Source organism: Sphingomonas tabacisoli (assembly GCF_042678385.1).
In the GTDB taxonomy this organism is placed as follows: domain Bacteria; phylum Pseudomonadota; class Alphaproteobacteria; order Sphingomonadales; family Sphingomonadaceae; genus Sphingomonas_B; species Sphingomonas_B tabacisoli.
This window is the reverse complement of the sequence record NZ_JBHUDY010000001.1, coordinates 1,621,208-1,634,711: the sequence shown is the minus strand read 5'-3', so window position 1 is coordinate 1,634,711 and position 13,504 is coordinate 1,621,208. Positions and strand designations below refer to the sequence as shown.

Here is a 13,504-nt window from a genome sequence, read left to right as displayed (position 1 = left end):
ACCCAACCTGCTGATTCGGTTGGCTGGGGCGGGAGGATTCGAACCTCCGAATGCCGGTACCAAAAACCGGTGCCTTACCGCTTGGCGACGCCCCAGCAGCGGGCCGCCTCTATAGCGGCCGAAGATCGGCTGAGAAGCCCCTAAACGACCCTCTGCACCCATCCATAAGGATCGGCCGCGCGGCCGAACTGGATGTCGGTCAACTGCCGGTGCAGCCTCTCGGTGAGCTGGCCGGGACCGCCGCTACCGACGGTGAAATCGAAGCCGTCGCCCTTCACCCGGCCGATCGGCGTGACCACCGCTGCGGTGCCGCAGGCGAACGCCTCGACCAGCCGTCCGCTTTCCGCATCGGCCTGCCAATCCTCGATCGAATAGGGTGCCTCCTCAACCGTCAGCCCCTGGTCGCGGGCGAGCCGGATCAGCGAGTCGCGCGTAATGCCAGGCAGGATCGTCCCGCCCAGCGGCGGCGTGCGAACCGTGCCGTCGGCAAAGACGAAGAACACGTTCATGCCGCCCAGTTCCTCGACGTAGCGGCGCTCGACCGCATCGAGAAACACGACCTGGTCGCAGCCCTGGCGGCTCGCCTCGGCCAGCGCGATCAGGCTGGCCGCATAATTGCCGCCGCACTTGGCCGCGCCCGTGCCGCCGGGAGCGGCGCGCGTGTAGGTCTTCGTCGCCCAGAGCGAGATCGCCTTGACTCCGCCTTTCCAATAGGACCCGACGGACGAGGCAATGACGGCGTAGATATATTCCGCCGACGGCTTCACGCCCAGGAACACCTCGCTCGCGAACACGAACGGGCGGAGGTAGAGCGCGCCTTCGGGGATGCTCGGCACCCAATCCTTGTCGGTGCGGACCAGCGCGCGCACCGATTCGACGAAAATGTCTTCCGGAAGCGCCGGCATCGCCATGCGCTCCGCCGAGTTCTGCAGGCGGCGGGCATTAGCGTCGGGCCGGAACAGCGCGATGCTGCCGTCCGGATGGCGGTAGGCCTTCAGCCCCTCGAAGATTTCCTGCGCATAGTGGAGCACGGACGAGGCCGGGTCGGTCGCGATCGCCTCGCGCGGCTGAATGCGCGCGCTGTGCCAGCCCTTGCCCTCGGTATATTGCACCACGGCCATATGATCGGTGAACACGCGGCCAAAGCCCGGATCGGCAAGCAGGCCTTCGCGCTCTTCGGTCGCGAGTGGCGCCGGGTTGGGTTTGAAATCGAACGTCAGGCTCATGGATCCCTCGCTTGCGCCGCGCATAAGTGCAATGGCATGGCGCGCGCAATGGCAAGCTTCCCATCCGCCCTGTTCCTGCGCGAAGCCGAGGTCAGGCGCGGGCTCGAGCTGATGTTCGCGGGCCAGGCCGCCCTTGCGCGCTCGGTTGAGCCGATTCTCGCCCGGGCCGACCTTGGCCGCGCTCATCAGCGTGCGCTCTACTTCATCGGCCGCTTTCCCGACCTGACCGTCGGCGCGCTGATCTCCAATCTCGGCATCACCAAGCAGTCGCTCAACCGCGTGCTGAACGAGCTGACCGAGCGCGCGCTGGTCGAGGCGCGTGTCGGCCGCGACGATCGCCGCCAGCGCCTGCTGCGCCTCACCGAAACCGGCAAGGTGCTTGAGGCCGAGCTCTTCGAGGCAATGCGCGCGCAGATGGCGGCCGCCTATGCGCAAGCGGGGCAGCAGGCGGTCGGCGGCTTCTGGGCTGTGCTCGAGGGCCTGAGCTAGCGCGTTTCGGCGGCCATCTCGCGGCCGCGCCGCTCGGCGGCCTCCAAGGTGTGCACGAGCAGGGTTTCGAGCGCCCTGCCCTCATCCAGCACATCAAGCCCCTTGCGCGTCATTCCGCCGGAACTGGCCACGCGATCGGCGAGCGTCGCGGGTGTTTCGTCCGATCCGGCCGCTAGTCCCGCCGCGCCATCGACTGTCGCCACGGCAAGGCGCAGCGCCTGCTGGGCGGGCAAGCCCAGCGCAGCCCCCGCGGATGCCATTGCGTCGATGAACCGGAACAGAAAAGCCGGCCCGCTTCCCGCCAGCGCCGTCGCCAACCCGAACTGCGCTTCGTCCGCGATCCATTCGACCAGGCCCAGCGGCCGCATCAGAGTTTCGACATCGCCGCGGCGCGCGCCGGCATCGCCGTGCAACGCCACCACCCCGCGACCCATTGCGACCGGCGTGTTCGGCATCGCCCGCACAACGGCGCGGGCTTTAGAAAACCGCTGCTTTAGCGTGGCCAGTTCGGTGCCGGCGAGAATCGAGATCAGCAGCGTGTCTGGCCCAACTACGTTGGCGACGGCATCCGCCACATCGCCCAGCTTTTGCGGCTTCACGCCGAGCATCAGCACACGCGGCGGCGTCTCTCCTTGCGGCATAGCTGTCAAGGTCCGAACCCCAGGCGCGGGCGCGACGCCGCTGGGCCGGATCACCGTCACTGGTTCCGGCGGAAGTCCCGCCTCCAGCCAGCGCCGCAGCATGGCGCCGGCCATGTTGCCGCACCCGACCAGCCAGATGGCCCCAAGTCCCGAAAGCTCGTTCATGGAGCGACCTCAACTTTTTTCGCGCGCAGCCGTCAAGAACCGAGCGCGGCTGCCGTTCTTAAGCGTATGAGCGAAGCGACTTCTTCCGCCCGCGCGACCGCGATCGATGGACAGCCTGGCGCGGAGCGCCGGGTCGGGCCGGACGATGACGCACGGCAGCGCGGCAACCGCCTCGCCAAGGCAGTCAGGAACTGGTTCGGCCGCGACGAGGGGGACGAGGCGACAGAGGAGCAGCCGGAGCCGACGGTGTTCCACAAGATCGGCGCTTTCCTGCAGCAGAACCTGCTCGAGCCGACGCCCGCCCATTACGAGCTGGTCTATGGCTATATCACCGAGTCGGATCGCCGGCTGGTCGAGGCCGTCGATCGCGCGATCATGCGCGAAGGCCTGCTCACCGCCGAAGCGGCCGACCTGATCCTCGCCGAAGTCCGCACCGACATGTCGGCAGAGCTGCTCGCCAATCTCGTCGACAAGGCGCAGGCGACCCTGGGGCATATCGCCGGCCTCGCCAAGCAATCGGGCGCCGACGCGAAAGCCTATGGCCAGGCGCTCGAAAGCAAGGTTGCCGACCTTGAAACCGGCGCATCGGACGAAGTGGTCAAATCGCTCGTCCAGCTCACCAGCTCGATGATCGAGCGCACCCAGGCCGCCGAGCACCAGCTCCGCGAAGCCGGCAAGCAGATGACCCAGCTGCGGGGCAGCCTGGCCGAAGCCCGCCGGATCGCCGAGAGCGACGCCCTCACCGGTCTCGCCAACCGTCGGGCTTTCGAGAACAAATTGCGCCGGGCGGTCCTCTATGCGCGGGAAAGCGGCAAGCCGCTGGCCCTTGCCTTTTGCGACATCGACCACTTCAAGAAGATCAACGACACTCACGGCCATGATGTGGGCGACCGCATCCTGAAGTTCGTCGCCCAGCGGCTCGCATCCGCATCCGGCAACAATTGCTTCGTCGCCCGCCATGGCGGCGAGGAATTTGTGATGCTGTTCGAAGGATACAGCGCCGAGCAGGCCGGCCGTATCGTCAATGAAGTGCGTGTCGACCTGGAGGAACGCCGCCTCGTCGCCAAGCAATCGGGCGAACCGATCGGACAGGTCAGCTTCTCGGCCGGCGTGGCCTCATTGGCGCCGAAGGAAAACGGCCGCCAGATGCTGCGCGCGGCGGACCAGGCGCTCTACAAGGCCAAGAAAGAAGGCCGGAACCGCGTGGTGGTGCTGGGAGATTAATCTCCCGGGCGGCGGCCTAGGCCTCGCCCTGCGTCTCGATTAACGCCGCGGCGATCGCTTCGCGCGGAGACTTGCCGCCCCACAGCACGAACTGGAACACTGGGTAATAGCGCTCGCACTCGTCGATCGCCGATTCGATCAGCGTCTCGGTCTGCGGCAGCGACATGATCGGCTCCTCGCCTTCGATCAGCGCGGCATGGCGGAACAGCAGGATGCCGCTTGCCGACCACAGCTCGAAATGGCCGAGCCAGAGCTGTTCGTTGACCAGCCCGATCGCTTCGTAGATCGCGGCGCGCTTGTCTTCCGGCACCTTGATGTCCGGCAGCGCAAGAAACTGCAGCACATGATCTTCGTCGCGCCACACGCCGCGAAGCTCGTATTCGGTCCAGCTGCCTTTCACATTGGCGACGATCTCGTCGTCGGCGCCACGCTCGTACGACCAGCCATGCGCTGCGAAATAGTTTTCGAGCATTTCGATCGGGGCGGCGGATTCGCCTTCGGCTTCTTCGAAATCTTCAAGCGTCATCATGGCCGTTCCCCGGTAACAGCCGCATGATCGCAGCGCCGCGGCTGAGCCACAAGCCAGCCGCTGTGGGTGAGTCTATAAAGCTGTGGATTGAAATGGGACAGGGTGTTGGAAACCTGTTCAGATCTGCGGCGGCTGCTGGGCGCCGGGACGAGCCGCTTCAAGGTCGGCAATCCGCGCTTTCAGGGCATCGACCTCGTCGCGCGCCGCCGCTGCCATCGCTTTCACGGCCTCGAATTCCTCGCGGGACACGAAATCCATCCCGCCGACCCACTCGCGCATCCGCTCTTTCACCGACGCCTCGGCTTCGCGGCCCATACCGGCAAAGGTGCCGGCGACGCCGTTCAGCATCTTGGCGAAATCGTCGAAAAAGCGGTTCTCGGTCTGCATGTCGTCTCCTGTTCAGAGATTGATGTGGGTGCTTGTGGCCCCCGGAGCAAGCCGCTCCCCGTTCGGGTTCAGTTTACCGATATCGTGATTGAGGGCCGCCGCGAAGCACAGCCAGGCGAGATACGGCACCATCAGCCACGCCGCGGGCGGCCGGACCTGGCCGAAAACGATCGTCGTGGCGAGCGCGGCGGCGAAGATGCCGATAATCAGCCAGAAGGCCGCACCGATCTGATGCAGGCCGAAAAACAGCGGCGACCAGGCGAGGTTCAGCGCGAACTGCAGCACGAACAGGACGACCGCGAGGCCCCGCAGCCTATTGCCGCGCGCATTCAGCACGATCGCGAGCGCCAGACCCTGGCAGATATAGAGGATCGTCCAGGCCAGCGCGAATGCCGGGCCGGGCGGCATCGCACCGGGCTTTTGCAGCACCGCGAACCAGGCATTGTCGTAGCCGGAGTTGGCCAGCCGGCCCGAAGCGAGGCCAAGCAACAGCACCAGCGGCACAGTCACCACCGCTCGCCTGAAAAGCGAGAAGCCGATCTGAGAACGCGACGCGATTTCCCCCACTCGTTCCTCCGTCCGTTTTGCGGGGTTCGTTAACGGCGCGGACGCGAGAGTCAAAGCCGCATAAATAGCCCTCCCCCTTGTGGGGAGGGAAAGGGAGGGGGCCGGCTCGCGTCCGCGAGCCGAGAAGAGTCTGCGTTGGCGTGCTCGGCTGTCGCCGAACCCGCGCCCCCACCCAACCCTCCCCACAAGGGGGAGGGCTTAGATATCCGTCGTCAGGGTGACGCTCAGCCGCCGCGGCAGGTTGTAGACGAAGAAACCGCTACCGCCGACGCCATAGCCGTAATTGTTGAACACGTTGCCGACCTGCGCGCGGATCAGGGCGTTCGACTTGCCGATCTTGAACCGGTAGCGTCCGCCGAGCGCCAGCACCGCACGCGGCGGCACGACCAAAGTGTTCTGGATGTTGGCGATCCGGTCGCCCGTTTCCTCGAAAAAGGCATCCACCGAGAAGGGGCTGTCGGGGAAACGATAGTCGATGCTCGCGATGCTGTGCCGCTCGATCGCGCCGACCGGCTTCTTGCCGATCGTGCCCGCATCGACCAGCTCGCCCGTCACTTGCGCGTCGAGGAAGACGGTGCCGGCAACGACGTTCAATCCGTCGAGCACCTGGCCCGCGATCGAGAGCTCCACGCCCCGATGCCGAAGCTGGCCGAGCTGGCGGAAGCGGCTCTGCGCGTCGAGGTTGAAATAGGGCTTGGTGATCTCGAACACGCCCGCGATGGCCGAGAGCGACGGCGTGATCGCCCAGCGGACGCCGGCATCCTTCTGCTCGGTCTTGAACGCCGGCGGCGCTTCGTCGCGATTGACGGCGCGGTCCGGCGCGACCGGGCTCTCCTCCAGCCCGCGCGCATAGCTGCCATAGACGACGAAGCGATCGGTCAGCTCGATCGCGGCATTGGCGTTCAGCAGCCAGGGCGAGGATTTGGACTCGGGCAGCGCGCCGTTCGGCGTCGTGACGTCCTTCTTATAGTCAGTCTTTTGCACGCCGATCCCGAATTCGCCGACCTTGAGCCACTTCAGCTGATAGCCGAGCCCGAACGTGGTCTGCCGGACATGGTCCCGGCTCTTCGCGCCAAACACCAGATCGGGGCGCGGCTTATAGTCCACCGCACCCCAGACGGTCGGGCCCAGGTCGATCTGGTCCGAGCCCCCATAGAGCCGCCGCTGATCGCGGCCGCGCGCAGTTGCGATGAATGTGTGGCGCCGATCGCCTTCGTCGAAATTGCGGGAGACGCGGAACTCGCCGGATGTCGCGCCGAAGCGATTGCCCTGGTCGATGATGACCAACCGATCGGCAGCCTTCCCGTCGGGCGTGACGCCGATCAGCAGGTCGATCGCGTTCTGCTGGTCGTGGCTGACGGACCGGAAGATGCCTGCCGCAACGTCGAATCCCGCGACCGGCGCCTTCACGATCAGCCCGGTGTTCCAGTTGATCCCCTCGTATGTCGCCCAGGGCTGTCCCGCATACACGCCGCGCTTGACCCGCGGCGGCAGATAATCGCCGGCGGTGAAGACCAGGGTCTGCGCTTCCTGCGAGTTGGTGTGGATCGAGCTCCAGAACGGAATGACCTCCACGCCTTCGGCCGGGCGCCAGACGGGCGCGACGCTCATCGACAGATATTGCGGGGTACCGCCAAAATGCTGGTTCTCGTTGAAATAGCCGATGCCCGCCTGCACCCCGAGTTGCTTGTCGACGATCGGCACCGAGAGGTCGAGTTGGCCGACCTGCGCGTCGAACGGGCCGTAGCGGAGCACGACACTCGCCAAGGTCTTGTCGCCGGGCTTGCGGATTGCATAGTCGGCGATGCCGGTCGGCGCCGGAAACGGATAGCCCTGGGCCGAGATGCCGACCCGCATCGTCGATCCCTCGATCAGCCGATCGGTCGGGCCTGCCTGCTGCTGGAAATAGAGCCCCTCGATCCGGGTGTTGCCGGCATCGACCGCTGAAAACCCGCGCACGTCGAACGGATTGTAGATGCCGATCTGCTCGTCGCCGACCTTCTTGCCGAACGCGTCCTTCGATTGCGTCGTGGCATTGTCGGTGGTGCGCTGGGCGAGCGCCGATCCGGACGAAAGCAGGGCCGCGACGGCGGCGGAGCAGGCGAAAAAGCGCATGTTCACATCTGTAATCAACCGCGACTCGCGTGCGCGGTCGTTTCGATCAACGACTTGGCGTTTCGACGAAATTGCTCAGCCGCGCTCGGCTGCGATCAGGAATTCGATGTTTCCTTCGGGACCGGTGATCGGGCTTTGCGCGATGCCCGCGACGCGCCAGCCCTGCCCTTGGATCCAGCTTCGCACCTCGTCGCAAACGCGCGCATGGATCGCAGGATCGCGCACCACGCCTCCCTTCCCCACTTCGTCGCGTCCCGCTTCGAATTGAGGCTTGATCAGCGCCATCAGCCTGGCCCGCGGCTTGGCGAAGCTCAGCGGCACGTCCAGCACCTTGGCGAGCGAGATGAAGCTGGCGTCGCAGACGATCAGGTCGACCGGCTCGGGAATATGCTCGGGCGTCAGCAGCCGCGCGCTCAGTTGCTCGAGGACGACGACGCGCGCGTCCTGCCGCAGCTTCCACGCAAGCTGGTTGGTGCCGCTGTCGACCGCATAGACGCGCGCAGCGCCGCGGGTCAGCAGCACATCGGTGAAGCCGCCGGTCGAGGAGCCGACGTCGATCGCGACGGCGCCGGTCACGTCCCAGCCGAAATGGTCGAGCCCGTGCGCGAGTTTCACGCCGCCGCGAGAGACCCAGGGATGGTCGCGGCCGCGCACGTCGAGCGGCGCGTCATCGGGGAGAGTCTGTCCGGGTTTGTCGATGCGCCGGCCGTTGGAAAAGACGAGGCCGGCAAGGATCAGCGCTTGTGCGCGGGTGCGGCTTTCGGCGAGCGCACGATCCACGAGGAGCTGGTCGGCGCGCTGCTTGGCCATGGGTGCGGACTTAGCGGCACGATCGCGCGCCGCCAACTGCGCCGGTCAGATCAGATGCAGAGTTCCTGCGCCTTGCGCGAGAACATTTCCGCCAGCGCACGGCGGCGCATCGCGGCTTCCGGCGTGATTGCCTTGGCAGCGGCATTGGCTTCGTATGCAGCGCGACGTGCGTAGTAACGGACGTTCGATTCCATAGCGACCTTCTCCCCGGCGCTCATCGGACGATTCCCCAACCGTCCCCGGCCTTTAAAACTGCCCCGCAATCGTAAAATGATGGTTAATACCCACACGCGGATTCGCGAATATTTTTCACCCTCCGTTCGTCCGGATTCCGGCACGTTTCGCGCGAGTTACGAGAAGCAATTCAGTAGATAAGAAGCGGCCGGCGTTCCTCGTCCCAGGCCCGCTCATCCACAAGCGTGATCGCATCCAAATCGCCGGGCTGGGAGCCGGCGTCATCCACCCATTCCCTCAACAGAGGCGAGCCGTTGATGACGTCGATCGCCAACTTGTCGAATTCATATTCGTACGGAAAATCGCGCCACAGCGGATAGTCCTGGTACAGGCGCCGGATAGCCTTGAACGCGAGCGCCTGCAGCCGCCACGGCCTGAACGCCTGGTGATCGTAGAAACGCCCCTCGGCATGGATGTGAACGCCGTTGTTCAGCGTCTTCATATGCTTGTGGAAAGTCGGCTCGAACCAGATGTCGCGCAGAGTACAGCCTTCCAGCCAGCCGGGCGCGATCCGATGCATTTCGGCCATGAGCGCTTTCGCGTCGATGTCGGGCGCGCCGAACAGCTCGAGCGGCCGCGTCGTGCCCCGCCCTTCCGACAGCGTCGTGCCTTCCAGCATCACCGTGCCGGCATAAGCGCGTGCCATATTGAGGTTGGCGGCATTGGGGCTGGGATTGACCCACACACGCTCGACGGGCCAGCCGAAGCCGGGGCCGGCATCCGGGGCATAGCCCTCCATTTCGATCACGCGATACGCGACGTCGAGCTTCTTCAGCTTGATGAACCAGGCGCCAAGCTCCCCCAAGGTCAGCCCGTGCCGCATCGGCATCGGCCCCGCGCCCACAAAGCTTTCCCAGCCGGGCCGGAGCGTCAGGCCTTCGATCGGCCGCCCCGCAGGGTTGGGCCGATCGAGCACCCAGACTTCCTTGCCATGCTCCGCCGCGGCTTCGAGCACGTAGAGCAAGGTGGTCACATAGGTGTAGATGCGGCAGCCCAGATCCTGCAGATCGACGAGGATCACGTCGAACGTGTGCATCGACTGCCCGCTCGGCCGACGCACCTCGCCGTACAGGCTGAACACCGGGATGCCGTAGGTCGGATCGGTGAAGTCCGGCGACTCCATCATATTGTCCTGCAAGTCGCCGCGCACGCCATGCTGCGGCCCGAACATCGCCGACACGTTCACCCCCGCCGCGACGAGGGCGTCCAGGCTGTGCGTCAGATGCTCGGTGACGGACGCCGGGTGCGCCAGCAAGGCGACGCGACGGCCCTCAAGGGGTTTGCGGAGTTCTGGGTCGGCGAGCAGCCGATCGATGCCGAATTTCATGAGCCGCTGGGTGCCGGGAGTTCGATCGCAAAGCAATCGGCATGATGGAAATCGGGCTTGTCGCCGGGCGGATGGTTGAGCGCCCAATAGGATTTGCGGCCCGAAACTTCCTCGATCACGGCGGAAAGGCCGAGGCGCGTGGGAGAGAGGCCCGGCGGCAAGGCGATGTCGGCCGTCAGTTCGAGCGTATGATCCGTCCGGGAGACCGAGATGCCGGGGGGCTCGACGTCGAGGGGGGCCATGCCCTCACGATAACCGCTGAAGCGATACGCCGCCCATTCGGTGGAGGGTGACAAGTTGAACTCCAGATAGCCGCCTTCGATGGCGAGGAACGCTTCGAAGCAGGTGTGCTGCCAAAGATTGTCGCGGCGGGTTGGTTCTGCCCGCGGCGGTAGTTGCAGGAGCTTGACGGGGCCGGTCAGGCGAAAGCGGGCACGAATGCGATCGGCGGAAAACCTTGCAGTCGCTTCGAGGCTAAACGGTTCGGAAGGGATTTGCACTGGATGCGGGTGCAGGAAATGGGACATCCTCACCACCTTCTCGGTTTGGGCTGAGCTTGTCGAAGCCCTCCCTTCTCTCTTGTTTTTGGCCAGCGCCGAAATCAGCGCCCAGTCGCCGCGGATCAGCGCCAGCTTCTTCGCCTTGCTCCAGCCTTTGAGACGCCGTTCGGCTTCCACCGCCTCGTATCGCGACGGGAATTCCTGCGACCAGACCAGATGCAGCGGATGCCTGGTGCTCGTATAGCCTGCGAACACACCAGCCTGATGTTCGCCCATCCGTTTTTCCAGATCGTTTGTGTGGCCGACGTAAAGATGCCGATCGCCGCATTGGATCATGTAGGTCCAGAACGTCATCTCCCCTGTAAAGAAGAAAGGGAGCGCTTCGACAAGCTCAGCCCAAACCGGTTTAAGGGTCAGCGTTCTCTTTCAAACTTGGTTCGGGCTGAGCGTGTCGAAAGCCCTCCCTTCTTTCTTCCGTCCAACCTCGCTAACACGCCGCCGCGATGACCGAATACCGTTCCTCCCTCCTCCGCCTGCTCTCGGAGCGCGGCTATATTCATCAAGTCACCGACGCCGAGGCGCTCGATGCCCTCGCCGCGAAGCAGATCGTCCCCGGCTATATCGGCTTCGATCCGACCGCGCCGTCGCTGCATGTCGGCAGCCTGGTGCAGATCATGCTGCTGCGCCGGATGCAGCAGGCCGGGCACAAGCCGATCGTGCTGATGGGCGGCGGCACCGGCAAGATCGGCGATCCGAGCTTCAAGGACGAAGCGCGCAAGCTGATGACGGTCGGCACGATCCAGTCGAACATCGCCTCGATCAAGACCGTGTTCGAGCGTTTCCTGACCTTCGGCGACGGCCCGACCGATGCGATCATGGTCGACAATGCCGAATGGCTCGACAAGCTCGAATATATCCCGTTCCTGCGGGACATCGGTCAGCATTTCTCGGTCAACCGGATGCTGAGCTTCGATTCGGTGAAGCTGCGGCTGGACCGCGAGCAGTCGCTGTCGTTCCTCGAGTTCAACTATATGATCCTCCAGGCCTATGACTTCCTGGAGTTGTCGCGCCGCGCCGAATGCCGGCTGCAGATGGGCGGCTCCGACCAATGGGGGAACATCGTCAACGGTGTCGAGCTCGCCCGCCGTGTCGACGGCACCGAGGTGTTCGGCGTCACGACGCCGCTGATCACCACGGCCGATGGCGGCAAGATGGGCAAGACCATGTCGGGCGCGGTCTGGCTGAACGAGGACCAGCTCTCCGCATACGACTATTGGCAGTTCTGGCGGAACACCGACGACCGCGACGTCGGCCGATTCCTGCGCCTGTTCACCGATTTGCCGCTGGACGAGATCGCACGGCTTGAGGCGCTCGAAGGCGCGGAGATTAACGAGGCGAAGAAGACGCTCGCCAACGAAGCGACCGCCATGTGCCGTGGCCGGGTCGCGGCCGAGGAAGCGGCCGAGACCGCGCGCAAGACCTTCGAGGAAGGCACCGCCGGCGAGGCGCTGCCGACGTTCGCGGTTGCAGGCGGCAGCATTGGCATCGTCGACGCGCTGGTGAACCTCGGTCTCGCGGCTTCGAAGAACGAAGCCCGGCGCCTGATCAAGCAGGGCGGCGCGCGGGTGGATGGCGAAAAGGTCGAGGATGAAGGGTTGAGCGTCAGCATCGGCGACGCGCCGGTGCGGGTGTCGGCGGGTAAGAAGAATCACGGGCTGCTGACCCGATGATCGAACGGGGCTAGAAAGGTTTCGAATCAGAACCGAGAGGAGCCGCCCATGTCCCAGCCCTATGTTCGCCCCGACGTTCAGGCGTTCCTTGGCTTTCTGAACAACCTGCCCGGCCCGCGCACTTGGCAGATGAGCGCGCCCGAGGCGCGTGCGGCCTATGCGATGATGAAGGACGTGGCCGACCTCCCCGCCGGCGAGCTTGCGGTCAAGCGCAACCTGACGGCGCCGGGATCGGCGGGTGACATTCCGCTGCGGCTGTACGACGCGCGCGAGCGGCGCGAACCCGGCCCGGTGCTCGTCTTCTTTCATGGCGGCGGATTCGTCATCGGCGACCTGGAGACGCACGACAGCTTCTGCGCCGAGGCGGCGCGCGCGCTCGACATCCCGGTGGTGGCGGTCGATTACCGCCTCGCGCCGGAGCATGCTTTCCCGGCCGCGCCCGACGATTGCGAGGCGGCCGCGCGCTGGGTCGCGACCAACCCGGCGGAGCTTGGCGGGCGCGTCGCCAGCCTGGTGCTTGCCGGCGATAGCGCGGGCGGGAACCTGACGATCGTCACTGCGCAGCAGCTCCGCGACAAGCCCGCCAAGGCGCCGGTGATCGCGCAATGGCCGATCTATCCGGTCGTCGACGATGTGCAGAAATATCAGTCGTTCAGCGATTTCGGCCAGGGCTTCCTGCTCGATCAGCCGTCGATGAAGTATTTTTCCGACGCCTATCGCGCTGCTGAGGGCGACGTCCGCAACACGCCAATCCTGCACAAGCAGACCGGATTGCCGCCGACTTTGCTCATCACCGCCGGCCTCGATCCCCTGCGCGACCAGGGCCGCGTCTATGCGGGCGAGCTGATCCGCGCGGGCGTGCCGACGGTGTATCGGGAAGCGGTGGGGAACATCCACGGCTTCATCACGCTTCGGAAGGCCATTCCGTCGAGCGCGAGCGACGTCGCTGCCTGCTTCCGGATCCTGAAGTACATGATCAACGAGGCCGAAGCGGAGCGCGTGATGGCCGAGGCGGCGCAAGGCGCGGACACGGTGGCTGCGGCGGCGGAATGAGCGACCTTCCCTATCGCGCCGCCGTCGGCGTGATGTTGCTCAATGCCGAGGGCAAGGTGTTCGTCGGCCAGCGGCTCGATAACGCGCTCGACGCCTGGCAGATGCCGCAGGGCGGGCTCGATCCGGGCGAGAGCGCGGAAGAAGGCGCGCTGCGCGAGCTGGAGGAAGAGACGGGGATCGTCCGCGATCTGGTCGAGATCGTCGCCTGCGCCTCGCGCCAGCTCGACTATGACTTGCCCGAGGATCTGCAGGGCAAGGTCTGGGGCGGCAAATATCGCGGCCAGCGTCAGACATGGTTCCTGTGCCGCTTCCTCGGCACCGACGCCGACGTGCGCATCGACACGGCGGAGCCAGAATTCCGTGCCTGGAAATGGGCGGAGCCGAGCGAGCTGCCGGCGATGATCGTGCCGTTCAAACAGGAGCTCTACCGCGCAGTGCTCAGCGAGTTTGCGGAGCATCTCTAAACCCTCTCCCCATTGGGGAGAGGGACAGGCCGCGAAGCGGCCA

15 protein-coding genes and 1 tRNA gene are annotated in these 13,504 nt (G+C 65.4%); 5 read left to right on the top strand and 11 right to left on the bottom strand.

The window, feature by feature from the left end; genetic code table 11:
* Window positions 1–20: 20 nt before the first annotated feature.
* Window positions 21–95: transfer RNA gene (locus tag ACFSCW_RS08515), tRNA-Gln, on the bottom strand.
* A 45-nt stretch (window positions 96–140) separates the two neighbouring features.
* On the bottom strand, window positions 141–1,226 hold the full coding sequence (locus ACFSCW_RS08510; RefSeq protein ID WP_380888416.1) for a branched-chain amino acid aminotransferase: 1,086 nt from the start codon (window positions 1,224–1,226) through the stop codon (window positions 141–143).
* A gap of 48 nt (window positions 1,227–1,274) precedes the next feature.
* Between ACFSCW_RS08510 and ACFSCW_RS08505 the strand changes: the two genes are divergently transcribed.
* Complete coding sequence (locus ACFSCW_RS08505) at window positions 1,275–1,715, top strand: MarR family transcriptional regulator (protein WP_380888415.1); 441 nt, start codon at window positions 1,275–1,277, stop codon at window positions 1,713–1,715.
* Here the strand turns inward: ACFSCW_RS08505 and proC are convergent.
* The gene (proC, locus tag ACFSCW_RS08500) at window positions 1,712–2,521 is read right to left on the bottom strand and encodes a pyrroline-5-carboxylate reductase (protein ID WP_380888414.1); all 810 of its coding nucleotides are present in this window, start codon (window positions 2,519–2,521) and stop codon (window positions 1,712–1,714) included. The genes ACFSCW_RS08505 and proC overlap by 4 nt on opposite strands.
* Before the next feature lie 66 nt (window positions 2,522–2,587).
* Between proC and ACFSCW_RS08495 the strand changes: the two genes are divergently transcribed.
* Window positions 2,588–3,745 carry a GGDEF domain-containing protein gene (locus ACFSCW_RS08495; protein WP_380888413.1) on the top strand — a complete coding sequence of 386 codons (1,158 nt, stop codon included), beginning with the start codon at window positions 2,588–2,590 and terminating at the stop codon, window positions 3,743–3,745.
* Window positions 3,746–3,761: 16 nt separating this feature from the next.
* Here the strand turns inward: ACFSCW_RS08495 and ACFSCW_RS08490 are convergent, their stop codons facing one another.
* The 8 genes from ACFSCW_RS08490 to ACFSCW_RS08455 all read right to left on the bottom strand — a co-directional run bounded on the left by ACFSCW_RS08490 (window position 3,762) and on the right by ACFSCW_RS08455 (window position 10,568).
* Window positions 3,762–4,274, bottom strand: a complete 513-nt coding sequence (locus ACFSCW_RS08490) for a type III secretion system chaperone family protein (protein WP_380888412.1) — start codon at window positions 4,272–4,274, stop codon at window positions 3,762–3,764.
* A 117-nt stretch (window positions 4,275–4,391) separates the two neighbouring features.
* Window positions 4,392–4,661: an accessory factor UbiK family protein gene (locus tag ACFSCW_RS08485; protein ID WP_380888411.1), complete on the bottom strand. Its 270-nt coding sequence runs from the start codon at window positions 4,659–4,661 to the stop codon at window positions 4,392–4,394.
* Window positions 4,662–4,673: 12 nt separating this feature from the next.
* Window positions 4,674–5,228, bottom strand: coding sequence for a TspO/MBR family protein (locus tag ACFSCW_RS08480; RefSeq protein WP_380888410.1), 555 nt, complete (start codon window positions 5,226–5,228; stop codon window positions 4,674–4,676).
* 198 nt (window positions 5,229–5,426) lie between these two features.
* On the bottom strand, window positions 5,427–7,343 hold the full coding sequence (locus ACFSCW_RS08475; RefSeq protein WP_380888409.1) for a TonB-dependent receptor domain-containing protein: 1,917 nt from the start codon (window positions 7,341–7,343) through the stop codon (window positions 5,427–5,429).
* Window positions 7,344–7,418: 75 nt separating this feature from the next.
* Window positions 7,419–8,153, bottom strand: coding sequence for a TlyA family RNA methyltransferase (locus ACFSCW_RS08470; RefSeq protein ID WP_380888408.1), 735 nt, complete (start codon window positions 8,151–8,153; stop codon window positions 7,419–7,421).
* A 50-nt stretch (window positions 8,154–8,203) separates the two neighbouring features.
* Window positions 8,204–8,371, bottom strand: a complete 168-nt coding sequence (locus ACFSCW_RS08465; RefSeq protein WP_380888407.1) for a hypothetical protein — start codon at window positions 8,369–8,371, stop codon at window positions 8,204–8,206.
* Window positions 8,372–8,517: 146 nt separating this feature from the next.
* On the bottom strand, window positions 8,518–9,714 hold the full coding sequence (locus tag ACFSCW_RS08460; RefSeq protein WP_380888406.1) for an exo-beta-N-acetylmuramidase NamZ family protein: 1,197 nt from the start codon (window positions 9,712–9,714) through the stop codon (window positions 8,518–8,520).
* Window positions 9,711–10,568 (bottom strand): GIY-YIG nuclease family protein, encoded by an 858-nt coding sequence (locus ACFSCW_RS08455; protein ID WP_380888405.1) that lies wholly within the window; start codon window positions 10,566–10,568, stop codon window positions 9,711–9,713. The genes ACFSCW_RS08460 and ACFSCW_RS08455 overlap by 4 nt, the downstream gene beginning before the upstream one ends.
* Before the next feature lie 149 nt (window positions 10,569–10,717).
* Here ACFSCW_RS08455 and tyrS point away from each other — a divergent pair, with 149 nt between their 5' ends.
* The 3 genes from tyrS to ACFSCW_RS08440 are packed head-to-tail and all read left to right on the top strand — an operon-like array spanning window position 10,718 to window position 13,461.
* Window positions 10,718–11,944: a tyrosine--tRNA ligase gene (gene tyrS, locus ACFSCW_RS08450; protein ID WP_380888404.1), complete on the top strand. Its 1,227-nt coding sequence runs from the start codon at window positions 10,718–10,720 to the stop codon at window positions 11,942–11,944.
* 48 nt (window positions 11,945–11,992) lie between these two features.
* Entirely contained in the window at window positions 11,993–12,997 is a 1,005-nt protein-coding gene (locus ACFSCW_RS08445; protein WP_380888403.1) for an alpha/beta hydrolase, read from the top strand.
* On the top strand, window positions 12,994–13,461 hold the full coding sequence (locus ACFSCW_RS08440) for an RNA pyrophosphohydrolase (RefSeq protein ID WP_380888402.1): 468 nt from the start codon (window positions 12,994–12,996) through the stop codon (window positions 13,459–13,461). Before ACFSCW_RS08445 ends, ACFSCW_RS08440 begins: the two co-directional genes overlap by 4 nt.
* Window positions 13,462–13,504: the final 43 nt, after the last annotated feature.